Genomic DNA, 25883 nt, shown 5'->3' with positions numbered 1-25883 from the left:
TCAATAGCGTAAGCGGCAGGGATACAGATGTGCGAAAAGAGTGAGCTCGGCAAATTGCCGGGCTCACTTTATTTATGTCTACGGACTTCAAGGACTTATAGGACTTGCCGCCAAGGCGGCGCTGGCGCCGTCGGGACGTTGTCATGGGGGCTCTTTTCTTTTTTTAACATAAAAAAACGGGTGTCTCGAGAACAACGTATTGATATTTTTCGTAACTTTGCACCCGCAAAATAAAAGAGTTTATACGTATAAGCCTATATATCAGGCAGTTAGTTAAGGAAATCTAAGGAAAATACAGATGAGACAATTAAAGATTCAAAAGAGTATTACAAACCGTTCAAGTGAGGCACTGGATAAATACCTTGTTGAAATCGGTCGTGCTCCTCTTATCAGCATTGATGAAGAGATTGAGCTGGCACAGAAAATTCGCAAGGGTGGTCTTGAGGGTGAGCGTGCAAAGGACAAGCTGGTGACAGCCAATCTGCGCTTCGTCGTTTCTGTGGCCAAACAGTATCAGCATCAGGGTTTGACACTTACCGACTTGATTGACGAAGGCAACATCGGTTTGATTAAGGCAGCCCAGAAGTTTGACGAGACCCGCGGTTTTAAATTCATCTCATACGCCGTATGGTGGATTCGCCAGAGCATCCTCCAGGCTATTGCCGAGCAGAGCCGTATTGTGCGTCTGCCCTTGAATCAGGTTGGCTCTCTGAACAAGATTAACCACGAGATCAACAAGTTTGAGCAGGAGAACCAGCGTCACCCCTCTGTGAGCGAGCTGGCCGAGATGACCGACCTCGACGAGGAGAAGATTGGCCAGAGCATGCAGGCCGACAGTCACCACGTGTCTATCGACGCACCTTTCCAGGATGGTGAGGACAACTGTATGCTGGACGTGATGGCCGGTGGCGACGACACCCGTACGGACCGCCAGGTAGACCACGAGTCAATGGCTCAGGAGCTGAACTCAGTACTGTCGCGCGTATTAAAGGATCGCGAGATTATCATTATCCGCGAGTGCTTCGGCATTGGCTGTCATGAGAAGGGACTCGAGGAGATTGGCGACGAGCTGGGACTGACCCGTGAGCGTGTGCGCCAGATCCGTGAGAAGAGTATTGCCAAGCTCCGTGACTCTGGTAATGCCCGCATCCTGATGAAATATCTGGGATAAATTTTCAGGTAAATAAAAGATAGGAATAGAAAAACCAAAAATTTTTTGGTTTTTCTATTTGTTTATGCTATCTTTGCACCTGAAATATAATGAAACGTCTATTACTTGCGATACTAACAACTTTGGCCATTGTGACCTCCGTATCAGGCGAAACACAGGTTGATTCGCTTGTCATGAATCGCATGTACAGTTTCCTGAAGAACAATGTAGACAAACTCGAAGGCTTTTCCACGAATGTCTACGCCAAACATCTCTATCAGATACACAAGCGAAATGCCACGATGATGGCAGTGCCGTCGATGTACAACTTCTCGTACGGCGAGCGTGTGTATGTGTGCGAGGAGTACGACAGGTTCACCTTTCATAATATAGCTCACTACGAGAACAAGCGACAGGCCTACTGCACCACCATACCACGCAACAGAAGTGCGATGTCGGTGCTGTTTATGTATCTGACGCCCAATTTCTATCACGTGACGATATACGACGACCACGTGCTGTCGCCGTTTAACAAGGAGAACAGGATTTACTACCGCTATAAGACCGTGCCCCTGGCCAACCACAAGGTGCGACTCTATTTCCGTCCGCGACTGGTGCGCAACACGCAGCTGGTACGCGGTAAGGCCATCATCGACGCCCTGACAGGACGCATCGAGCAGGTGGAGATGGAGGGCGAGTTTGACATGATACGCTTCCAGACCCTGACGATGATGGGTAAGGAAGGCGCCCATGCCCTGCTGCCACGAATCTGTCAGACCAACATCTCGTTTAAGTTTGGCGGCAACCACGTCACCTCACAGTTTGAGGCCGTGTTTGACTGTCCTATCACCCTGGCCGATTCCGTCAACGTGAAGGGCGACCGCGACCTGATGGACTCCATCCGCCCTATCAGCCTGTCGCCCGCAGAACTGGCCGTATGGGACGATTACGACCGCAGGAACGGACTGGTAGAGGAACCGGAGCCCGAGGTGGACAGCGACACTATCCAGATTACGCAGACATGGGTGAAGGAAGAGGAGCCGGAGCCTGCCCCACGCCGACGCCGCAACTACCTGAAGGAGATTGGCTGGGACCTGATTGGCGAGAACCTGATCCACAGTCTGAAGACCGAGGGCGACAAGGGCTACCTGAAACTGTCGCCTATCCTCGACCCGCAGTATATCAGCTACAGTCAGAGCAAGGGACTGGCCTATCGTATCAAGCTCGGTGCGAAGTATAAGATAAGCGAGACGTCGTATATCAACTTCAACCCCTACGTAGGTTACAACTTCAAGTTCCGCGAGTTCTACTACAAGGCGCCGATCCACCTCTATTATAATGACAAGAAGGATGCCGGCGTAGAACTGATATTCGGTAACGACAACCGTATAGGCAGTTCGGTGATACTCGACGAGATCAAGCAGCAATACGGTGAGGACCTGGACCTGGACGGTAAGAACCTGGAGCTCTTTGACGACAACTACATCCGCCTGCGCCATCATATACAGGCCACGAAACGCCTGCGCCTGGAGACGGGTCTGGTGTTCCACAACCGTAAGTCGCTCAATGCCGAGGAGATGCGCAAATACGGCAAGGAGACGCAGTATTTCTCGCTGGCTCCGTCGCTGAGCGTGAAATGGATGCCTTCATCAAAAGCACCGATGATGTCGCTGGACTACGAGCGCGGTGTGAAGGTCAACCACCAGTACATCAGTTATGAGCGCTGGGAGGCCGATGCGTCGTACAAGCAACCGCTGTGCCGCACCCAGCAGCTCAACCTGCGCTTTGGCGGCGGTCTCTATACGGCCAAGGACAACAACTTCTTCATGGACTTCGCCAACTTCCACGATAACAACATACCCGGCGGATGGGACGATGACTTCACGGGAAATTTCCAGTTGCTTAACTCACGCCTCTATAACGAGTCGAAATACTACCTCAGGGGCAACGTCAGTTTCGAGACCCCCCTGATGGCCGGCTACCTGGTGCCTATCGTAGGTCGCTACGTAGAGCGCGAGCGCGTGTATGTAAGCAGTCTGAGCATTGATAACACCCGCCTATATTCTGAACTGGGCTACGGCTTCACCTGTCGCATCTTCTCGATGGGTATCTTCACCAGTTTCCTGAACTACCAGTACCAGGATATGGGCTGTAAATTCACATTTGAACTATTCAATAGATGGTAAAACCACTGATTGTCTATAAGGCCAGTGCTGGTAGTGGTAAGACCTTCCGCCTCACGGTGGAATATATCAAGCTGCTGGTACAGAATCCCTATGCCTTCCGTCAGATACTGGCTGTGACATTTACCAACAAGGCCACAGCCGAGATGAAATCACGAATTCTGAGCCAGTTGTACGGCATCTGGCGTCAGCAGGAGGAGTCGAAGGGCTATATGAGTAAGGTGTGCGAGGAGCTGGAGGTGTCGCCCCAGATGGCCTCGGAACGGGCGGGCATGGCCCTGCACCTGCTGTTGCACAACTACAGTTATTTCCGTGTGGAGACGATTGACTCGTTCTTCCAGTGCGTGCTGCGCAACCTGGCTCGCGAGTTGGACCTGACGGCCAACCTGCGCGTGGGTCTGAACGACGTGCAGGTGGAGGAACAGGCTGTAGACCAGCTCATTGAGAGTCTGCAGGCCACCGACCTGCTGCTGCAGTGGCTCCTGAAATACATCATGGACACCATCCGTGACGACCGCTCGTGGAACGTCATCGGACCTATCAAGAAATTCGGTAAGACCATCTTCCGCGATTTCTATAAGGAGAAGAGCCACCGGCTGGAGGTGCTCAACAACGAGAAAGATTTCTTCGACAAGTACTCGGCCACGCTGCGCCATGAGCGCGACGATGCCAAGGAGAAGATGATGCAACTGGCGGAGACCTTCTTCGAGATTATCAAGGCCGAGGGGCTCACGGTGGACGACTTTGCGAAGAAAAGCAGTGGAGTTTGTGGTGTATTTCTGAAACTGAAGCGCGGGGATTTTGGTGAAGACATTTTTAATGCAACAGCCAATGCCGCAGCTGCAGACCCTACGAAATGGTATACAAAAACATGCCAGCGGGGACCATTTATTCACGCCCTTGCAGAAGACAAACTAATTCCTCTTCTTAACACAGTTAAGAGTGAGCAGCCCGTACAGTACAAGCGGTACAAGTCGGCCGACCTGACCCTGCGCCACTTGAGTCAGTTGCGCCTCCTGGGCAGCATCGAGAGTAAGGTGCACGAACTGAACGACAACGCCAACCGCTTCCTGTTGTCAGACACGCAGCAGTTGCTCCACGAACTGATCAAGGACAGCGACTCCCCCTTTGTGTTTGAGAAGATTGGCACCCACCTGGAACATATCATGATTGACGAGTTTCAGGATACCTCTACCGTGCAGTGGCAGAACTTCAAGATACTGCTGGAGGAAGCGATGAGCCATGAGGGCACGTCGAACCTGATAGTAGGCGACGTGAAGCAGAGCATCTACCGCTGGCGCAGTGGCGACTGGCGCCTGCTGGCCAATATCAGGGACCAGTTCCAGAATGCCAGTCAGCGATTGGAGGTGCTGCCGATGGATACCAACTACCGTTCTACGCCCAACGTCATTCGTTTCAACAACGCCTTCTTCACAGAGGCAGCCAGTCAGGAGGAGGTGGCGGCCTATGACGACGTGGAGCAGAAATGGCCGGCATCCAAGGCCGACGAGGGACGCGTGGATATCCAGTTGCTCACGGGCGAGGACTACCAGCAACAGACGTTGGACCTGCTGGTGGAACATATCTCGGACTTGCTGTCGCAGGGCGTCGCACCCAGGCAGATTGCCATCCTGCTGCGCTCGAACGCCAATATCACCGTGATAGCCAACCACCTGATGGCCACGATGCCAGAGGTGAGCGTGATCAGCGACGAGGCCTTCCGCCTGGATGCGTCGCCTGCCGTCCAGGTGATTATCCATGCGCTGAGGAGTCTGACGCATCCTGACGACATGATTACACGGGCATTCCTGCAGAAGGCCTACAGCGGAAAGATTGACGGTGCACTGCCTGAGGACTTCGACGCCTCGCTGCTGCTCCTGCCACTCTACGACCTGGTGGAACGCCTTTACGGTATCTTCAACCTGCAAGGGATGAAGGACCAGAGTGCCTATCTCTGCACGTTCTACGACCACGTTCTGAACTATATCGGAGAGAAATCGACGGATGTGAACGGATTCCTGCGCGAATGGGACGCCACGCTGTGCAGCAAGACCATCCAGTGCTCCGACGTCGACGGCATCCGCATCCTGTCCATCCATAAGTCAAAGGGACTGGAGTTCGACCACGTGCTGATTCCGTTCTGCGACTGGCGTATGGAGATGCCCGACGTGCTGTGGTGCGAACCCAAGGAGGACCCGTATATGGCCTTGCCTCTGGCAGCTATCGACTATAGTCAGAAGGGCATGATGGGTACCATCTACGAGGACGACTACAAGACGGAACACCTGCAGAGCGTGGTGGACAACCTGAACCTGCTCTATGTGGCGTTCACACGTGCGGTAGAGAGTCTCTTCGTCATCGGTAAGCGCCAGGGCAAGAACTCACGCTCTGAACGCATCGAACAGGTGTTGCCGGTGCTGGACCTCGAGGGTGCCTGTATATCCGGTCTGGACGACGAGACCCAGCCCATTGTATTCTCCTATGGACACCTCCCTCAGACATCATCCCTCAGCCATCATCCCTCAGCCCTCAGCCCTCAGACATCAAACCCCTTCACGCAGCCCAGCACCATCATCCCGGTGGAGATAGAGACCTTCAGCCTGAAGACATCGTTCAGGCAGAGCAACCAGAGTAAGGACTTCGTGAATGCAGAGGATGAGGAGTTTACCCAGCAGTCGAACTATATCAAGATGGGTAACATCCTGCACAATGTGTTTGCACATATCCGTACAGCACAGGACGTAGACAGTGCCCTGCAGCAGATGGAGATGGAGGGTATTATCTATGATGCCCAACTGACGCGTGAGAAGATTGAGGCGATGATTCATAAGCGTCTGGGCGACAAGCGCGTGGCGCAGTGGTTCACGGCGGAATGGTCGCTCTACAACGAGTGCACGATCCTGTTGCCCGATGGCCAGGAGCGCAGGCCCGACCGAGTGATGACGAATGGCGACAAGACGGTGGTCATAGACTTCAAGTTCGGTCATCAGCGCGAGGAATACCACGAACAGGTGCGTGAATACATGGACCTGCTCAGGCAGATGGGTCACCAGAACGTGACGGGCTATCTGTGGTTTGTTTACAGCAATCAAATTATCGAGGTGAAATGAGTACTTTCTTAGAATATATAGCAGAGGATATATTACGGAAATACGGCAGCGACCTGTCGCGCGTCGCCGTGGTATTCCCCAACAAGCGTGCGTCGCTATTCCTGAACAGTCAGCTGGCAAGGCTGTCGGACAAGCCCATATGGAGTCCGGCCTACATGACCATCAGCGACTTGTTTCGTGAGTACGGGAAACTGAAGGTGGCCGACCCCATCAAACTGGTATGCGACCTGTACAAGTCGTTTGTCACCATCACCGGGTCCAACGAGTCGCTGGATCATTTCTACAGTTGGGGACAGCTGCTGCTGGCCGATTTCGACGACCTGGACAAGAATATGGCGAATGCCGACAAGGTGTTTGCCAATCTGCGCGATATCCACGAGTACGACGACGTGAGTCACCTCACCGACGAACAGCGTGAGGCTATCAAACGGTTCTTCAGGAATTTCTCGGACGACCAGGACACCATCCTGAAGCAGCGGTTCCTGAATATCTGGTCGAAGATTGGGGCTATCTATCATGATTTCAACGAGCGTCTGGCGAAGCAGGGACTGGCTTACGAGGGTGCCCTGTACAGGCAGGTTGCCGAGAACCTGCATCCGTCGGCCACGACCTACGAGACCTACCTGTTTGTGGGCTTCAACCTGGTGCAGCCCGTAGAACAATGTGTGTTCAGGTATCTGCAGGAGCAAGGAAAGGCCCATTTTTACTGGGATTTTGACAAGTCGTACATGCACGATAATGAGTCGGGGTTCTATATCAAGCGACTGATGGCCGACTTCCCCAATGAGTTTGACGTGGAGGATGATGCCATCTATAACCAATATGCCAAGGCCAAGGAGATTCACTATGTCTCATCGACCACGGAGAATGCGCAGGCACGGTTTGTCAGTCAGTGGTTGCGCGGGAACGGACGCATAGAGGCTGGCAGCAAGACGGCGGTGGTGCTGTGCAACGAGGCGTTGCTGCCGGCTGTGGTCCATTGTATTCCGGATGAGGTGGAGAAGGTGAACATCACCACCGGATATCCGCTGGCACAGTCGCCTGTGGCTTCGCTCATCACCCTGCTCTGCGAACTGCGTCTGCTGGGTTACGACCCGCAGCGCAACTATTTCCGCAAGCGCTATCTGGATGCCGTACTGCGTCATCCCTATATGGCACAACTGGACGAGGACGACGTGCGCGGGTTGCTGGAGGAGAAGACGGCCCTGCTGGAATGGATGCGTACCATCATCCTGCATATAGCCCGCTGCATCCATGATGACGACCCGCTGTTCCAGGAGTGCCTGTTCCGCTGCTACACATTGCTGAACAGGTTGCAGGCGCTGGTGGAGAGCGGGGACCTCACCGTAGACGACAACACCCTGCAGCGACTGATGAACCAGCTGATACAGTCGACCAGCGTGCCCTTCCACGGCGAACCGATAGAGGGTATCCAGATTATGGGCGTGCTCGAGACGCGTAACCTGGACTTCGAGCATGTGCTGCTCCTGTCGTGCAACGAGGGCAACATGCCCCGTGGTGTCAACGATACGTCGTTTATCCCCTATACCATCCGTGATGCCAACGGTTTGACGACCATCGACCACAAGGTGGCTATCTACAGCTATTATTTCCACCGGCTGCTGCAGCGTGCGTCGGATATCACGATACTGTATAACAACAGCACGACCGACGGCAAGGCTGGCGAGATGTCGCGCTTCATGTTGCAGATGATGGTGGAGGACAACCAGCATCAGATACATTTCAACGCCATCCAGACGCCAGCTGCCATCATGCGCAGCAATCCGCCGGTCATCAGGATGGAGAAGAAAAAGCAGTTGGGCTTCCTCACACCAACGGCTATCAACACCTATATGCGCTGTCAGCTGCGCTATTACTACAAGTATGAGTGCGGACTGCTTGAGCCTGAGGAGGATATGGAGGAGACCATCGACAACCGCGTGTTCGGAAATATCTTCCACGAGGCTTCGCAACAGCTCTACGAGCGGATGCTGTCAAGGAGCCACCAGATACAGAAGAGTGATATCGAGGAACTGCTGAAGAACGACAGTGAGATAGAACGGGTGATTGACGAGGCGATACAGAAGGAGCTGAAGGTGGCGTCGCTGGATACGAAGCGGCTCAACGGACTGCAGATTATCAACCGTCAGGTGCTGATACACTACCTGCGCCAGCTGCTTCAGTTGGACCACGAGCTGGCACCGTTCAGTATCATCGGACTGGAGACGGATGTGCGCGATACGTTCCAGACACCGCATATCAGCACCGTCATCGGCGGACGCATAGACCGACTGGACCGTATTGTGAAGGATGGCGTGGAGAGGATTCGCGTGATTGACTACAAGACGGGTGGCGGCAACGTGAAAGGGCTGGCTGACGTGGATGCTATCTTCAAGCAGGAGAGTCTGGCCAACCACAGCGACTATTACCTGCAGACCTTCCTGTATGCGGCGCTCGTCAAGAAAAAGTACCCCGAAGTACCGGTATCCCCTGCCCTGCTCTTCATCCAGCACTCGGCCGGAAAAGACTATGACCCCACGCTCTGCTTCGGACGTGAGCCTATCACAGATGTGGGGCCAAATATTTCACGGTTCATGGAACTGCTGCGTACAACCGTTGACGATATGTTTAATGCGGATATCCCGTATCAGCCTACCGAACAACGGGAGCGTTGCACGTACTGTCCTTACCGCCTGCTGTGCAAGTAGATTTTGAGGCCTGTGACAACCCATAGGCCGGGCTGCTGCACGTTGCCGAAATCCACATACGAGCGGTTGTCAAACAGGTTGTTGGCTTCGACATAAACCATATAGCGCTGTGTCTGTTTCTGGATACGGGCATCTACCAGTGCGTAGGGACGGTAGTCGCACAGGGTGCCGTCGAAACTGGTATAGGCGCCCACACGGTCCTGCCAACGGCAGTTGAGACGCATGCTGATGCCACGCCACTCCTTGGTCTGCAGACCGGCTACCAGTTTATGGCGCAGATACTCCAGGGCATACTGCGACACGATGCCGGGCTCGTTGGCTTTATCCTGATAGATATAGCTATACGACAAGTCGAACTGACCAATCTTCACAGGTACCTGCAGGGCGGCTTCCAGTCCGTAGGCATTGAGCTGGGTGTGGTTCACGCTCTGCCACTGTGCCTGTTCGCCCTGCGTCGTATCCATAATCCAGTCTATCATATTCTTACCGTGGTGGTAATAGGCCGATACCTTCGCGCTGACCACAGGGGTATGGATCTGCGAACCCAGTTCAACGGCCTGCATCTCCTCCGGTTTCAGATGGGGGTCGGCGGCATAGCCCTGCAACTTATAGTACATCTCCGTAAAGGAGGGCAGACGGAGGGAGGAGTTATAGGATGCGAAGAGTTTCACGCGGCCCATCACATAGCTCACGTCAAGACCCGGGTAGATGGTCATGTTCATGTTGCTCCACGAGCTCTTTGCTGCCACGAAGCCAGCGGAAATGGTCAGGTGGTCGAATATCACATTATGCTCCAGGTGGGCACTGATATTCGTACGGTTCACGCCCAGCGTATAGTCGCGGTCGGTACCACTGATATGATGCGTGCGGGATAGCGGTTCGCCCAGGTTACCACTCACCAAGTCTTCGTTGCGTATCTCCGCGCCTAGTGCTGTACGTCCGCAGAGCCAGTCAAAGTAACTATTTAGCTTTAAGCCGTATACGTCACATCGGTTATAATTATACTTCATGGTGTTTGGGCGTCCCCGGTAACCTTCGTACCGGTCCTGGTAATGGTTCCAGTAGACGGACGGCTGGAAGTGCAAGACACCATCTTTATTTTCTCCCTGCAAGGCGGTATGTACCTTCGTGGTATGCTCATACTGTTCGTCGGCCTGCCAGCGGGGAGTAGCATAAAATGTACCTGACCCCCACCCCTTGTCCGACAGTCCGGCGTGCCATGAGAGCTTTATCCGGTCATCATCATAAGCACCCTGATAAAAGGCTTTCGCACCACTGAAGTCGGTGTTCAGCCTACCTGCCCGTGAACGCGAATAGCCATCGGAACGGGCGTACGAACACGACAGACGGGAGGTCAGCGGTACGCTGCCGGGGGCATAACTGCCGGCAGCACCCACTTTGGCATAGCCAAAAGAGCCTGCTTCCAGACTGATATCCGCACTGTTTCCGCTGTCCTTGTGGGCTGAGGTGACGATGTTGATGGCACCAACAAGTGATGACGTGCCATAAACGCGTCCGGCAGGTCCTTCCAGCACTTCTACCCTGATAATGTCGGAAAGGTCACAAGGAAGATCAAAGGTGTTGTGTCCCGTCTGGGGGTCGCAGATATTGATGCCGTTTAATAACACAACGATTTGCTCTTGGGTGCCGCCTCTTATACTGATGTCGGTCTGGGAGCCTAGCGGGCCTCGTTGCCTGACATCTACACCAACGGCCATCTTCAGCAAATCGTTAACACTTTGTACTGGCGCCTGCGCAATATCCTCGCGGCTCAGTACAGTTACCATTCTCGCAGCCTGACTCACGGTCAGGGGTGCCCTGGAGCCTGTGACGCATACATCATCTAGCGTCACCTCACGGGCAGTCGCCTTGGTAGAATCCACACGGAAAGTCTCATCGCTGATGCTGGCAGCTTTGCTAGCCGACAAGGTAGCAACGCTGAGCACAGAAATGACAACTTCACGACCCAATGCAGCGAAGAGGGAATAGCCTTTTCGCTGGAATTGGTGGAATACCATTACCTGGCGTTTCTGAAATTGAGGTTTAAACATACTGAGTTATTTAAAAAAAACGGCGCAAAGGTACAAAATATTTATGAATTCCGCATTCATTTTCCGTATTTTTTTTGTACCTTTGCAGCCGCTATTAAGAACAATATTGTTATAACATTAAATAGTTTATGAATTTCACAATGTTAATTACCGTCCTCATGACGGCTATTACACTGGTGGCAGCTGCCTATGTGATGGCAAAACTATTGGGTCCGCGTTCTTATAACAAGATTAAGGGAGAGCCGTTTGAGTGCGGTATCCCAACGCACGGATCCAGTTGGATTCCCATTAACGTAGGTTATTATTTGTTTGCCATCCTCTTTCTCATGTTCGATGTAGAAACCGTGTTTCTGTATCCGTGGGCTGTGGTTGTGAAGGACTTCGGACCGATGGCTCTGCTGTCAATCGGGTTCTTCCTGGTAGTATTAGTATTTGGCTTGGCTTATGCTTGGCGGAAAGGAGCACTGGAATGGAAGTAAGAAAACCATCAATCAAGTCTCTGCCATACGACGAGTTCAAGGATAACGAGTCGTTGGAGAAAATCGTTGACGAGCTCCATGAGGGCGGTGTCAACGTCGTAACCGGTAACTTGGATTCCCTGATTAACTGGGGACGTTCTAACTCACTGTGGTCACTCACTTTCGCCACTTCATGCTGCGGTATTGAATTCATGGCTTGCGGTTGTTCACGCTATGACTTCTCACGCTTTGGCTTCGAGGTGACACGTAACTCACCACGTCAGGCCGACCTGATTATGTGTGCTGGTACTATCACACACAAGATGGCTCCTGCACTGAAGCGTCTGTACGACGAGATGGCAGAGCCTAAGTATGTGGTTGCCGTTGGTGGCTGCGCCATCAGTGGCGGTCCCTTCAAGCAGAGCTATCACGTAGTAAAGGGTATCGAGGAAATCGTTCCCGTGGACGTATTCATTCCTGGCTGTCCTCCCCGTCCGGAGGCCATCCTCTACGGTATGATGCAGCTGCAGCGTAAGGTGAAGATTGAGAAATTCTTTGGTGGTGCCAACCATAAGCAGACCAAGGAAGAGGCTGCCCTGGGCGTCTCTAACGAGGAACTGACCTACGGACGCGGTGGCAAGAAGCCCATCGTGGTGACTGAGGTACCTGCCGAGTTTACTGAATCACTTAAAAAAGAACAGGAGGAAGCGAAATGAAACTGAATCATCTTGTATTTGATTTTGACAAGTTCGCACAGGAGATGCAGAACTTGAAAGACAAGAAGCACTTCGACTTCCTGGTGACCATCGTTGGCGAGGACTTCGGCGAAGAAGAAGGTCTTGGCTGTGTATATATCCTTGAGAACACGGAGAACCACGAGCGCGTCAGCGTGAAGATGCTGGCAAAGGTGGTGGATGGCGAGAGTGTCATTCCTACCGTGGTTAACATCTGGAAGGGTGCCGACCTGCTGGAGCGTGAGTGCTTCGACTTCCTCGGCATTAAGTTCCTGGGACACCCCGACATGCGTCGCCTGTTCCTGCGCAACGACTTCAAGGGTTATCCCCTGCGCAAGGACTTCAAGGCTACCGACGAGTATACGCTGGAGGATGATAACGAGCCCGACTATGGCCTGGAGTATTCTCTCGACCGCGACGGCCGTCTGCAGAAGAAGGAGAACAAGCTCTTCACTTCCGACGACTACGTCATCAACATCGGTCCTCAGCACCCCTCTACTCACGGTGTGCTCCGTCTGCAGACCGTACTGAACGGTGAGACCGTGAAGCGCATCTATCCCCATCTGGGTTATATCCACCGTGGTATCGAGAAGATGTGGGAGTCAATGACTTATCCTCAGACACTGGCGCTGACCGACCGCCTGAACTATCTCTGCGCCATGCAGCAGCGTCATGCGCTGGTGGGCGTTATCGAGGAGGCTATGGAGGTGGAACTGACCGACCGTATCCACTATATCCGTACCATCATGGACGAGCTGCAGCGTCTGGACAGTCACTTGCTGTTTACTTCTTGCTGCGCTCAGGACCTGGGTGCTCTCACCGCCTTCCTTTACGGTATGCGCGACCGTGAGCATGTGCTGAACGTGATGGAGGAGACAACTGGCGGACGCCTGATCCAGAACTACTACCGCATCGGTGGACTGCAGGACGATATCGATCCCAACTTCGTGAAGAATGTGAAGGAGCTGTGCAAGTACCTGCGTCCGATGATTAAGGAGTATATGGATGTGTTTGGTGACAATATCATCGCTCACAACCGTCTGGAGAACGTTGGTCCTATGTCACTCGACGACTGTATCAACTATGGTGTGACGGGTCCTGCCGGCCGTGCTTCTGGCTGGAAGAACGACGTGCGTAAGAACCATCCTTATGATATGTATGACAAGGTGAACTTCGAACAGATCACTCTTGACAGCTGCGACTCTATGGGTCGTTACCTCGTGCATATCAACGAGATGTACCAGAGCCTGAACATCATCGAGCAGCTCATCGACAATATTCCTGAGGGCGACTTCTACGTGAAGCAGAAGCCTATCATCAAGGTGCCCGAGGGACAGTGGTACTTCTCTGTAGAGGGTGCTGCAGGTGAGTTTGGCGTATACCTCGATTCTAAGGGCGACAAGAGTCCTTACCGCATGAAGATGCGTCCTATGGGTCTCTCGCTCGTTGGTGCACTCGATCCGATGCTGCGCGGACAGAAGATTGCCGACCTGGTGACTACTGGCGCTGCTATCGATATTGTTATACCTGACATCGACAGATAAAACAAACTATGGAACATATATTTGATTTTTCACAAGTGACCACTTGGTTTCATGAGCTGCTCCTGCAGACACTGGGACTGAGCGAGTTCTTTGCGATTCTGATTGAGTGCGTTCTCGTGGGTTCTGCAATCCTGGGCGCCTACTCTGTAATCGCTATGATACTGATTTTCATGGAGCGTAAGGTCTGCGCCTACTTCCAGTGCCGTATCGGCCCGGTTCGCGTAGGACCCTGGGGCTTGATGCAGGTGCTGGCCGACGTGCTGAAGATGCTCATCAAGGAGATCTTCTTCGTTGACAAGGCCGACAAGCTGCTCTACATCGTAGCTCCCTTCCTGGTTATCATCGGCTCTGTAGGCGCTTTTGCCTTCCTGCCCTGGAACCGTGGTGCCCAAATCCTCGACTTCAACGTAGGTGTTTTCCTGCTTACCGCCATCTCTTCTATTGGCGTGGTGGGTATCTTCCTCGCAGGTTGGGGCTCTAACAACAAGTACTCTGTGGTGTCAGCCATGCGTGCTGCCGTACAGATGATTTCTTACGAGATGTCTCTCTGCCTCTGCCTGATTACGGCTGTCATCCTGACTGGTACGATGCAGGTGAGCGGTATCGTGGAGGCTCAGGCCGGACCTTGGGGATGGCTCATCGTACAGGGTCATGTGCCCGCTATCATCGCTTTCCTCGTATTCCTCGTAGCAGGTAATGCAGAGGCCAACCGCGGCCCGTTCGACATGGCCGAGGCTGAGAGTGAGCTGACAGCTGGTCACCACACTGAGTATTCTGGTATGGGCTTCGGCTTCTTCTACCTGGCCGAGTTCCTGAACCTCTTTATCATTGCAGGTATTGCTGCCACCGTATTCCTGGGCGGATGGGCACCTATCCAGATTGGTGTCGAGGCGTTCGACGAGGTGATGCAGTATATCCCCGGTATTGTGTGGTTCATGGGTAAGGCCTTCCTGCTGGTATGGTTGCTCATGTGGATCAAGTGGACCTTCCCACGTCTGCGTATCGACCAGATCCTGAAGTTGGAGTGGAAGTACCTCATGCCGCTGGCACTCATCAACCTGGTGCTGATGACGGTCATCGTGGCTTTCGGACTTTATATTAAATAAGGTATAGCAAAATGGAAGATAATAAATCATATTTCGGAGAAATAGGGCACGGCATCAAGACGTTGGCCACCGGTATGAAGGTCACCATCGGTGAGTACTTCAAGGACTACTGGACCAACAAGTGTACTGAGCAGTACCCTGAGAACCGTAAGACCACACTCCACGTGTCAAAGCGTCATCGCGGACGTCTGGTCTTCAAGCGCAACGAAGACGGCGCCTATAAGTGCACAGCCTGCACGCTGTGTGAGAAGGCTTGTCCTAACGGCACTATCAAGATTACTGCCCACATGCAGGAGGATCCTGAGACGGGTAAGAAGAAAAAGGTGCTCGACGATTATCAGTACGACCTGGGCGACTGCATGTTCTGCCAGCTCTGTACTAACGCCTGCAACTTCGACGCTATTGAGTTTACCAACGACTTCGAGAATGCCACGTTCAGTCGTGACTCTCTGGTGCTCCACCTCGACAAGGAGGTTTATCAGGGCGGTTCACTGCCCAACATCCTGGAGGGCGGCGCTGACTGGCAGGTCGGTAAGTTTAACACTAAAAAGAAGTAAACCGCACTATGGCTAGTATAGTAGTATTTTCTATTCTCGCTGTTGTCATCCTGGGTTCTGCCCTGTTGTGCGTGACAACAAAGCGAATCATGAGAGCTGCAACATATATGTTGTTCGTGCTCTTTGGCGTAGCAGGTCTTTACTTCCTGCTCGATTACACCTACCTGGGTGCTGCTCAGATTGCTGTATACGCTGGTGGCGTAACGATGATCTACGTGTTTGTCATCCAGTTGGTTAGCAAGCAGACACTGCAGGGTATAGTAGAGCATATCAAGTGCTCACGCATGCTTCAGGGCTTGCTTCTCTCTGTGGTAGGCCTGGCAACGGTAGTTGTTGTTTTCCTGAAGAACAGCTTTATCAGCGCCGCTACGACCGACGAGTTGCCTATGGACCAGATTGGTACCGCCCTGCTGGGTAGCGACAAGTATCAGTATGTGTTGCCGTTCGAGTTTATCTCAGTATTCCTGCTGGCATGTATCATCGGCGGTTTGGTTGTATCACGTAAAAAGGAGGATTAAGCTATGGTACCTGTAGAATGTTATTTTGTGCTGAGTGCACTGCTGTTCTTCATCGGCGTCTATGGTTTCGTCACCCGTCGCAACCTCATCGCCATGCTCATCTCTATCGAGCTGGTGCTGAATGCCGTTGATATCAACTTCGCAGCGTTCAACCGTCTGCTGTTCCCCGGTGAGCTCGAGGGCTTCTTCATGACTCTCTTCTCAATCGGTGTGAGTGCAGCCGAGAGTGCTGTGGCTATCGCGATTATTATTAATGTGTTCCGCAACTTCAAGAGTGACAGCGTGGACGCTATTTCTAACATGAAAGGATAAAACGACGCTATGATCTACGAATTATCTTATTTGATTCTGCTTCTGCCGCTGCTGTCCTTCATCGTGTTGGGACTGGCTGGCATGAAGATGCAGCACAAGACTGCCGGACTTATCGGTACTTGTTCGCTGTCACTGGTTACGATCCTCTCTTACTGGACGGCTATCACTTATTTCACTGCCGACCGTACTGCTGAGGGTGTGTATCAGACTATCGTGCCCTTCAACTTCACCTGGTTGCCACTGGGTAATCTTCACTTCGACATGGGTATCCTCCTGGATCCTATCTCTGTGATGATGCTTGTGGTCATCTCAACGGTTTCGTTGATGGTTCACATCTACTCATTCGGCTATATGCACGGTGAGAAAGGTTTCCAGCGCTACTACGCTTTCCTGAGCCTCTTCACCATGTCAATGCTGGGTCTTGTACTGGCTACCAACATCTTCCAGATGTACATGTTCTGGGAGCTTGTGGGTGTTTCTTCTTACCTGCTCATCGGTTTCTACTATCCTTTGAAGCCCGCTATCGCAGCATCTAAGAAGGCCTTCATCGTAACCCGTTTTGCTGATATGTTCTTCCTGATTGGTATCCTGACCTTCGGCTACTTCACCGACTCGTTCAGCTTCTCGTTTGCTGGCGACATCGTGATGGGCCAGGGCACTACCCCATTCATCGAGGGCAATATGGCCAAGGCCGTTGCTGCAGGTGGTTTCATCCTGCCTACCGCACTCGTTCTGATGTTCATCGGTGGTGCCGGTAAGAGTGCTATGTTCCCTCTGCACATCTGGCTGCCCGATGCCATGGAGGGTCCTACACCTGTATCTGCCCTGATTCACGCTGCTACGATGGTCGTAGCCGGTGTATTCCAGATTGCACGTATGTTCCCCCTCTGGATTGAGTATGCTCCTCAGGCTATGTCAATCGTGGTATGGGTGGGTGTCATCACCGCTTTCTATGCTGCTGCCGTGGCTTGCGCCCAGAGCGACATCAAGCGTGTGCTCGCCTTCTCAACCATCTCACAGATTGCATTTATGATGGTGGCTCTGGGTGTTTGCCTGCCTGGTCATCATGGTGCGCTGCTCGACAACCACGCTCAACTGGGTTATATGGCTGGTATGTTCCACCTGTTTACCCACGCTATGTTCAAGGCTTGCCTGTTCCTGGGTGCCGGTTGTATCATCCACGCCGTTCACTCTAACGAGATGGCGCTGATGGGTGGTCTGCGCAAGTATATGCCTATCACGCACATCACCTTCCTCATCAGCTGTCTGGCTATCGCTGGTATCCCCTTCTTCTCGGGCTTCAGCTCAAAGGATGAGATTATCACCGCCTGCATGGCCTACAGTCCTGTGGTTGGCTGGATCATGACTGGTATCGCTGCAATGACGGCTTTCTATATGTTCCGTCTGTACTACGGTATCTTCTGGGGTACAGAGAACAAGGAGGCTCACGAGCATCACACGCCACACGAGGCTCCTCTCACCATGACCTTGCCTCTGATTGTACTCTGCGTCATCACCGTTGGTGTGGGTGTTTACTCTACCCTCGCAGGCTTCCTGGGCTGGGGCGGCAGCTTCGGTTCTTTCGTATCTGCGGCTGGTACTGACTATACGATTCACTTCGACACTCAGATTGCTGCTACCTCAACGGTCATCGCTATCCTGAGTATCTGTCTGGCTACTTATATATACAAAGGTGAGAGTCAGCCTATTGCCGATCGTCTGTACAGGACATTCCCCAAACTGCATCGTGCTGCCTACAAGCGTTTCTATCAGGACGAGATCTGGCAGTTTGTCACCCACCGCATCATCTTCCGTTGCGTTTCTACACCTATTGCCTGGTTCGACCGCCACGTTGTTGACGGCACGTTCAACTTCCTGGCATGGGGTGCTAACGAAGGAGGTGAGAGTCTGCGTGCTTGGCAGAGTGGCGACGTGCGCAAGTATGCCGTATGGTTCCTCACAGGTACTGTAGCATTAACGCTCGTATTGCTCGCATTGTAAAGTCGTAATATCGTAATAACGAAATAACGTAATAACGAAAATGAATATATTAAGTCTATTCGTACTGATTCCCGCCCTGATGCTTCTGGGATTGTGGATTGCCCGCAACCTCAATCAGGTGCGTGGTGTGATGGTGGCTGGCTCTTCAATGCTGCTGGCCCTGTCAATATGGCTTTGCTATTATTTCGTAACCGAGCGTAATGCAGGTAACGATGCAGAGATGCTGCTCGTGGCTTCTACGCCTTGGTTCAAGCCCTTGAATATTGCCTACAGCGTTGGTGTTGACGGTATCTCTGTGGTGATGCTGCTCTTGTCAAGCATCATCGTGTTCACTGGTACCTTCGCCTCATGGCAGCTGAAACCCATGACCAAGGAGTATTTCCTTTGGTTCACCCTCCTTTCTACAGGTGTATATGGATTCTTCATCTGCACCGACATGTTTACCATGTTCATGTTCTATGAGGTGGCCCTGATTCCTATGTACCTGCTGATTGGTGTATGGGGTTCTGGTCGCAAGGAGTACTCAGCCATGAAGCTCACCCTGATGCTGATGGGTGGTTCTGCACTGTTGATTCTCGGCGTACTGGGTATCTACTACTTCAGTGGTCATACCACAATGAACGTCAACGAGATTGCTGCTATGCACAACATCCCTGAGGAGGTTCAGAACGCTTTCTTCCCCTTCATCTTCATCGGTTTCGGTGTGCTGGGTGCTCTGTTCCCCTTCCACACATGGTCTCCTGATGGTCACGCATCTGCGCCTACAGCAGTATCTATGCTCCACGCTGGTGTGCTGATGAAGCTCGGAGGTTATGGCTGTTTCCGTTTAGCTATGTATCTGTTGCCCGACGCTGCTCAGAACCTGTCTTGGATCTTCCTGATCCTGACTACTATCTCTGTGGTTTACGGTGCCCTGAGCGCTTGTGTACAGACCGACCTGAAGTACATCAACGCTTATTCTTCAGTATCTCACTGTGGCCTGGTGCTCTTCGCCCTGCTGATGATGCAGCAGACAGCCTGCACCGGTGCTATCCTGCAGATGTTGTCTCACGGTTTGATGACAGCCCTCTTCTTTGCTCTCATTGGTATGATCTATGGTCGTACTCACACTCGTGATATCCGCGAGTTGGCTGGTTTGATGAAGATTATGCCTTTCTTGGCTGTGGGTTATGTTATCGCCGGTCTGGCTAACCTGGGTCTTCCCGGCTTCTCTGGATTTATTGCTGAAATGACCATCTTCGTTGGTTCATTTGGAGCACACGAGCTTGCAGGTGATCCTTCATCATCATTCCGTATGGTGGCAACAATCATCGCTTGTACATCTATTGTGGTGACCGCTGTCTATATCCTGCGTGTGGTAGGTAAGATTCTTTATGGCGAAGTTGAGAACAAGCACTTCTTAGAACTCACCGATGCTTCATGGGACGAGCGTGTTGCTGTATGCTGCCTCATTTTCTGTGTGGCTGGTCTGGGATGCGCTCCCTTCTTCTTCAGCGATATGATCTCGCCCTCAGTAGGAAATATCTTAAGTTCAATTGGAGTCATGTAAAGGAGGAAAAGAAATGGATTACAGTCAATTTTTGAATATGATTCCCGAGGCAACCCTGATGTTGGCCTTGATTATAGTTTTCTGTGCAGACTTCGCATTGAGCAAGAGTCCCCGCAAGACCTATGTGCTGAGCATACTCACAGGCGCTCTGCTGCTCTGTCAGCTGGTGCCCTGCTTCTTGGCCGAGCCTGCAACAGCCTTCGGTGGCCTCTATGTATCATCTGCCATCGTTAATGTGATGAAGACCGTGCTCACACTGGGTACGTTCATTGTGGTGGTGATGTCTCAGTCATGGTTGAATAATCATGCCACAAAGATTTCTGGCGAGTTCTACCTGCTGGTTATCTCTACCCTGCTAGGTATGTACATGATGATGTCTGCAGGACATTTCCTCATGTTCTTCCTTGGTCTTGAGATGGCTTCTGTACCCATGGCCTGCCTTGTGGCCTTCGATCGCTACAAGCAAAAGTCGGCCGAGGCTGCTGCCAAGTACATCCTCACCGCCACCTTCTCAAGCGGCGTGATGCTCTATGGCATCTCATTCCTTTATGGTGCTGTAGGCACATTGTACTTCGATGATATGGCCGCTCAGATGCAGTTCACCCCACTCACTATCATGGGTATGGTGTTCTTCTTCAGCGGACTGGGCTTCAAAATTTCTTTGGTGCCTTTCCATTTCTGGACGGCCGACACCTACGAGGGTGCTCCTACCCCAGTAACTGGTTACCTGAGTGTTGTATCCAAGGGTGCCGCCACTCTGACGCTGGCTATCATCCTGATGCATGTCTTCGGACGCCTCGTTGAATACTGGCAGCCCCTGCTCTGGATTGTCATCATGCTCACCATCACCGTGGGCAACCTGATGGCTATCCGCCAGAATGAGCTAAAGCGCTTCATGGCCTTCTCTTCTATCTCACAGGCTGGATATATCATGCTGGCAGTAGTAGGTAACAGCGCCGCCAGTCTCACCGCCCTGACATTCTATGTGCTGGTATATGTAGCAGCTAACATGGCTGTCTTCACCGTTATCAGCACCGTAGAGGAGAACAACGGCGGCAAGACTCAGATGAATGCGTACAACGGACTCTATCAGACCAACCCCAAGTTGGCTCTGCTGATGACGCTGGCACTCTTCTCACTGGCAGGCATTCCTCCTTTCGCAGGTATGTTCTCTAAGTTCTTTGTGTTCATGGCAGCAGTTGGTGGGCATGAAAGTGCACCTTTCTGGCCCTACTTTGTGGTGTTCATCGCACTTCTGAATACCGTAGTATCACTTTACTACTACCTGCTCATCGTGAAGGCCATGTATATTACTAAGGAAGAGAATCCGCTGCCCACCTTCAAGAATGGCGCCGCAATCAACTGGAGCCTTGCCATTTGCACCGTGGGTATCCTGCTCTTCGGTATCTGTTCTTGCATCTACGAATGGATTGACAAGGCTGCAGTAGCTATGTAAATTCTATCATATCGATAAATATTAAAACTGGAGGTATGCGTGATGAGCATATCTCCAGTTTTTTTTTCTATATTTTCAAAACAAAAATTATGGGCGTGATATTTTGAGAGTGGCACCAGCGCCATAGTCATCCTTTTTCAGGATAGATTCTACTTTCTCTGCATCGAAGGTCTTATAATCATAGGTAGGTATAAACTGCTTATAATTACCCTGAGACAGTTCTACGTCATCTATACCAAGGCAGTCCACAACCTTGATATTAAAATCCTTGCTGTTACGATAATCTTTCAGGGCATTCTGCTTTGCTTTCTCAGAGACGAAAGCGCATTTCTCTACATAGATATTAGAATAGACACCATAACCTATACAGTATTTATAATTATCACCGTCGTATAAACAGTTTACCACATGTACCTTACCAAAACGAACGCGCGGACAACGTTCAGAACATCCCTCGCCCCACCAGCAACAAATAAACGTACAGTTGAGATGACCTTCATCGATATCAGCTGTATTATTACTATTACCTATCAGGTTACAATTGCGATGATCATCACTTCCACCGCTGCCTCCAGCCATCGGTTCAATAAGATAATGGAAACGTGTCCAACTGACGCAGATACTATCAGAACCTTCCACTATGTCGAAATTACCATCAATGCCATCCTGTATATCACAGTGATCCACCCACACGTTCTTGGCACCTACCAAGCAGATGTTATCACTATAGTTAGCATCAATATCATAGGCACCAGGTCCTTTCAGAGTCAGATTGCGTATAATGACATTCCTACTGCCTTTCAAAAGGAATATTCCAGCTTTTTCGCTACGGTTCAGGTTACTGATGGTGGCACCCTGAAGACCTATAATTGACTTATTGGAACCAACTAAAAGCATTGAGTCGAGACTGATATTACCCTGCACATATACGGTTGCCTGGTTGGTACCACTCACGGCTGATTGCAGTTGTGAAGCAGTTGTTACCACTATAACTTTTTGGTTGTTACCACCAGTAGTGTTCTCACCGAAGCCTATAGGTTTCAGACTGTCGTAGGTTGAAGAGATAATCTTGTTCTCTGACGGACTATCGTCATCAGAACAAGCAGTGATAAAACAAGACATAACAAGCATAATGCTTGCAAACATTAGATTGTAGTGTTGATGATTGTAATTTAAAAACATACGCATTAGATTAAATTATTAATTATTTTCACGACGGCAAAGATACAAATAAAATTGAATAAAGAAAAGAAATATTGAAAAAATTTTAAAACCATGATTATGTATAGCACTGAAGTTAATCTATTGAGAGATTGGCAATCCATATAAAAAAACAGAGCCCTCGAGGTAATTACCATCGAGAGCCCTTTCTTGTAGTATATTATAATATAAGTGGATGAAATCAGAACATCATTGGTCCACCAAATCCGCCGCGTCCGCCGCCAAAGCCGCCTCCACGATTGCCACCACGGTTACCACCGCGACCGCCACCGAAGCCACCCATTCCGGGACCCATACCGCCCATGCCGTTGCGCATCTGCTGACGAGAAGCCTTTGTGCCGAAAAGGTTCAAGCGATAGTTGACACGAAGCATCACGTAACTGGTGATTGCGTTATACTCGGTATCGTTGCGTGAGAAGGCGCTGACCATACGAGAGAAGTTTGACTGCTGATGCAGGATGTCATAGAACTCGAGGCGTACAGAGAGGGGCTTACCCTGAAGGAAACTCTGCGCAATCTGGGCATTCCAGATGAGCTCGTCGGTATTAGCAGATGCATCGCTGAAACCACGACGGCTGGCCATGCCTACGTTGGTAGTGAACTGTGTACCCCAAGGAGCATTGATGGTAGTATTGAAACCATAGTTGAAGCTCCAGGTGTTCAGGTTGGAATTAGCCTGCAGGGCATTAGAGTTGTGGTTGTAGTTCACACTACCATTGAGCTCTACCTCTAACCAGTCATTACGATAGCTGAAGCCCAGACGTTCACGCAGGGTTGTAGCCTTGGTGGTAGATTTCGTTGTAGTCTTACTGCTGCCATCATAGAAATATCCAACGTTGTTGTTGTAGTTCACACCAGTCTCAGTATTCACATTGAAGTAACCAAGTGTATCGAGTGCTACGTTATACATCACGCTACCACCAGCACTCCACTGTCCGTTGATATTCACAGGCTGTGACTTGGTACCACCAGTCTCAAGGATATACTCCGTGCGCTGTGCAATGCTGTTGCTGGTGGTTGAGAAGTTCATGTTGGCATTGATAAATTGAGAGTGACTCTCAATGAAGTTGTTGAAGCGGAGGTTGAAACGCTGTGTGAACGAAGGTTTCAAACCTGAGTTACCCGTACGTACATTCAGAGGGTCGGTATTATCTTTAATCTCAAGCAGGTCGGTCATTGAAGGTTGGCTGCTTGAACCGCGATACTCCAAGCGCAACTGACCACGCTCACCAATACGATAGCGGAAATTAGCAGTAGGACTCCAATTGACCACAGTACGAGTGGTATCAATCTTGTTACCCAGATAATCCTGATGGAACTTAGAGAGCTGGGGCACAATCTGCACACCAAAATTAAGGTCAAACTTTGGCTGAATAATTCGTAGCATTACTTCAGCAGTATGTGTATAGTTCTTGTAATTTGAATAACGACTCAAATCGTCATCGAGGAACTCGGTATAGCTATGACCGTTCAGACGATTGAATATAGAACCCCAATCGCGATATTCCGGATAAACGCCAGTCATGTCATATTGACGTGTAGGATCGCCATCCTTCCAGAAGTCATAGGTATTACGTTCACTCTTGGTATAGCTATACTGGAACTGGTAGCTGAGCTGCAGGAAGGTACGACGTGTAAGAGGTTCGCTATAGGTAGCCTGAACACCGTAGCTGTAGTTCTTCTGTGGGGTTACATTATAACGGTTTGTCTGATAGGTAGAGTCGCCGGTGAGCAACTGATACAGACCTACAAGGCTATTAGAGAATTGCTGTGAATTCTCGTCACTATAATTGAAAGTAGAACGCAGCGTGATATTTCTACCGGTATTACTGAGCTTACGGTTAATCTGCAAGGTAGCACCCAGACGCTTGGAATCGCTATAGTTCATTCCGCCATTTACACGATTATTGACAACAAACGAAGAGTCGATGCCCAACATGGTAGCAACCATTCCACTGATATTATCCGTAGAAGATACATAGTCATAGGGATTGACGCTGAATGTACCTGATTCGTTCTTAGACTGTCCGTCATTTGTATTGTAGCTCCATGTAGGACGCAGACTGATGTTCCAGGCAGTATCGGGAGTCCACTCAACACGACCCTGGGCACTCCAGCTGTTTGAACGGGAGAAACTTCTATTGACTGACTCAGAGAAGGGTGACGTAGGATTCATAAAACTCTCAGAAGATGAACGAGACCAAGTATCGCCGTCACGATGGTTCCATGTTACAGATCCGTCGAGCAGCAGAAGGTCTGTCTTCTCATAGTTCAGGTTCACCATAGCCATCTTTGATGACTGCAAGCCGCTACGGCCACCACCACCGAAACGGCCACCGAAGCCACCGCCACCGAAGCCCATGTCATTGACATTGTTAGCATTGAGCATTGACATCACACGGGTGTTTTCACGCATCACAGCACCGAAGGCACGACCTGTATAGCGATCCTTTGTACCCACACCGGCATCGACATTGGCAAACATACCACGATTCATACCAGCTTTCAGGCCAAAGTCAAGCACGGTAGTCTCGTTACCATCATCGATACCTGTGATACGGCTCAGGTCGCTCTTCTCATCGTAGGTCTTGATACGCTCTACGATACTGGTAGGCAGATTCTTCATGGCAGTCTGGGTGTCGCCTGTCATGAACTCCTTACCGTCAACCTTGATTTTCTTCACCTGTTTACCATTGATGGTGATAGTACCATCATCTGACACCTGAGCTCCAGGCAGACGCTTCACAAGTTCCTCAACAACAGAACCCTCGGGAGTCTTGTATGCGCCCGCGTTATAAATAACGGTATCGCCCTTTGAGTAAACACGAGCCTGGTTCTTGACTACAGTTGCGCCTTTCAGCATGACGGCATCTACCTTCATAGATGTTGTGCCAAGATTTACAGGCTTGCCTGCCATCGTTACACTACTAACCTGTGTCTTGTAACCTACATACGTTACACGGACCAGGTACTTGCCGTCAGCAGGAGCTGTCAGCGTGTACTGACCATTCATGTTGGTCACGGCATGTGTCACAGAAGTACTGTCTGTTTTCAACAGCGATACAGTGGCTTGAATGACTGCCTCGTTGGCTTCATCAACCACTTTACCTGTAATTGTTCGCTGTGCTTGCATTGATAGGGCCGAAAGAACGACGGCCATCAAAAGTAAGAATCGCTTCATTATATTTTTGTTTTTAATTATTTTTCCAACTGATGATATGACGT

The 25883-nt window shown here is 51.0% G+C and carries 17 protein-coding genes; 14 read left to right on the top strand and 3 right to left on the bottom strand.

Going from position 1 to position 25883, the window contains the following annotated elements; all coding sequences use genetic code 11:
• Positions 1 to 298: 298 nt before the first annotated feature.
• The 4 genes from L6468_RS06800 (at position 299) to L6468_RS06785 (ending at position 9151) form a co-directional block, all read left to right on the top strand.
• A complete protein-coding gene (locus tag L6468_RS06800; RefSeq protein ID WP_091818583.1) occupies positions 299 to 1171 on the top strand; it encodes a sigma-70 family RNA polymerase sigma factor in 873 nt (290 codons plus the stop codon).
• Between the two features lie 89 nt (positions 1172 to 1260).
• Positions 1261 to 3336: a DUF5686 family protein gene (locus L6468_RS06795; protein ID WP_143005669.1), complete on the top strand. Its 2076-nt coding sequence runs from the start codon at positions 1261 to 1263 to the stop codon at positions 3334 to 3336.
• On the top strand, positions 3330 to 6443 hold the full coding sequence (locus L6468_RS06790; protein WP_237796588.1) for a UvrD-helicase domain-containing protein: 3114 nt from the start codon (positions 3330 to 3332) through the stop codon (positions 6441 to 6443). Before L6468_RS06795 ends, L6468_RS06790 begins: the two co-directional genes overlap by 7 nt.
• Positions 6440 to 9151 (top strand): PD-(D/E)XK nuclease family protein, encoded by a 2712-nt coding sequence (locus L6468_RS06785; protein ID WP_237796587.1) that lies wholly within the window; start codon positions 6440 to 6442, stop codon positions 9149 to 9151. The genes L6468_RS06790 and L6468_RS06785 overlap by 4 nt, the downstream gene beginning before the upstream one ends.
• Here the strand turns inward: L6468_RS06785 and L6468_RS06780 are convergent.
• Positions 9130 to 11202, bottom strand: coding sequence for a TonB-dependent receptor plug domain-containing protein (locus L6468_RS06780; RefSeq protein WP_237796586.1), 2073 nt, complete (start codon positions 11200 to 11202; stop codon positions 9130 to 9132). The genes L6468_RS06785 and L6468_RS06780 overlap by 22 nt on opposite strands.
• Positions 11203 to 11330: 128 nt before the next feature.
• Here L6468_RS06780 and L6468_RS06775 point away from each other — a divergent pair, with 128 nt between their 5' ends.
• Genes L6468_RS06775 through L6468_RS06730 form a run of 10 tightly spaced genes read left to right on the top strand, consistent with a single transcriptional unit; the run spans position 11331 to position 21437 of the window.
• Positions 11331 to 11681, top strand: a complete 351-nt coding sequence (locus tag L6468_RS06775) for an NADH-quinone oxidoreductase subunit A (protein ID WP_237796585.1) — start codon at positions 11331 to 11333, stop codon at positions 11679 to 11681.
• Entirely contained in the window at positions 11672 to 12376 is a 705-nt protein-coding gene (locus tag L6468_RS06770) for an NADH-quinone oxidoreductase subunit B (RefSeq protein WP_091818589.1), read from the top strand. Before L6468_RS06775 ends, L6468_RS06770 begins: the two co-directional genes overlap by 10 nt.
• Positions 12373 to 13938 (top strand): NADH-quinone oxidoreductase subunit D-related protein, encoded by a 1566-nt coding sequence (locus L6468_RS06765; protein ID WP_091818590.1) that lies wholly within the window; start codon positions 12373 to 12375, stop codon positions 13936 to 13938. The genes L6468_RS06770 and L6468_RS06765 overlap by 4 nt, the downstream gene beginning before the upstream one ends.
• A 17-nt stretch (positions 13939 to 13955) precedes the next feature.
• Positions 13956 to 15044, top strand: coding sequence for an NADH-quinone oxidoreductase subunit NuoH (gene nuoH / locus L6468_RS06760; protein ID WP_091818603.1), 1089 nt, complete (start codon positions 13956 to 13958; stop codon positions 15042 to 15044).
• Positions 15045 to 15055: 11 nt separating this feature from the next.
• The gene (locus tag L6468_RS06755; RefSeq protein WP_091818591.1) at positions 15056 to 15601 is read left to right on the top strand and encodes a NuoI/complex I 23 kDa subunit family protein; all 546 of its coding nucleotides are present in this window, start codon (positions 15056 to 15058) and stop codon (positions 15599 to 15601) included.
• An 8-nt stretch (positions 15602 to 15609) separates the two neighbouring features.
• Positions 15610 to 16119, top strand: a complete 510-nt coding sequence (locus tag L6468_RS06750) for an NADH-quinone oxidoreductase subunit J family protein (RefSeq protein ID WP_091818592.1) — start codon at positions 15610 to 15612, stop codon at positions 16117 to 16119.
• Between the two features lie 3 nt (positions 16120 to 16122).
• The gene (gene nuoK, locus L6468_RS06745) at positions 16123 to 16431 is read left to right on the top strand and encodes an NADH-quinone oxidoreductase subunit NuoK (protein ID WP_091818593.1); all 309 of its coding nucleotides are present in this window, start codon (positions 16123 to 16125) and stop codon (positions 16429 to 16431) included.
• Between the two features lie 9 nt (positions 16432 to 16440).
• Positions 16441 to 18432 carry an NADH-quinone oxidoreductase subunit L gene (gene nuoL / locus L6468_RS06740; RefSeq protein ID WP_091818594.1) on the top strand — a complete coding sequence of 664 codons (1992 nt, stop codon included), beginning with the start codon at positions 16441 to 16443 and terminating at the stop codon, positions 18430 to 18432.
• A 40-nt stretch (positions 18433 to 18472) separates the two neighbouring features.
• The gene (locus L6468_RS06735) at positions 18473 to 19981 is read left to right on the top strand and encodes a complex I subunit 4 family protein (protein WP_091818595.1); all 1509 of its coding nucleotides are present in this window, start codon (positions 18473 to 18475) and stop codon (positions 19979 to 19981) included.
• A 13-nt stretch (positions 19982 to 19994) separates the two neighbouring features.
• Positions 19995 to 21437, top strand: coding sequence for an NADH-quinone oxidoreductase subunit N (locus L6468_RS06730; RefSeq protein WP_237796584.1), 1443 nt, complete (start codon positions 19995 to 19997; stop codon positions 21435 to 21437).
• Between the two features lie 87 nt (positions 21438 to 21524).
• Here L6468_RS06730 and L6468_RS06725 read toward each other — a convergent pair whose 3' ends face one another.
• Both L6468_RS06725 and L6468_RS06720 read right to left on the bottom strand, forming a co-directional pair.
• Positions 21525 to 22559 carry a pectate lyase family protein gene (locus tag L6468_RS06725; protein ID WP_176756911.1) on the bottom strand — a complete coding sequence of 345 codons (1035 nt, stop codon included), beginning with the start codon at positions 22557 to 22559 and terminating at the stop codon, positions 21525 to 21527.
• Positions 22560 to 22839: 280 nt separating this feature from the next.
• Positions 22840 to 25839, bottom strand: coding sequence for a TonB-dependent receptor (locus L6468_RS06720; protein ID WP_091819246.1), 3000 nt, complete (start codon positions 25837 to 25839; stop codon positions 22840 to 22842).
• Positions 25840 to 25883 lie beyond the last annotated feature (44 nt).

Origin of the sequence: Prevotella communis (assembly GCF_022024115.1) — a bacterium.
In the GTDB taxonomy this organism is placed as follows: Bacteria; Bacteroidota; Bacteroidia; order Bacteroidales; family Bacteroidaceae; genus Prevotella; species Prevotella communis.
This window is presented reverse-complemented; position numbering and strand designations above follow the sequence as displayed.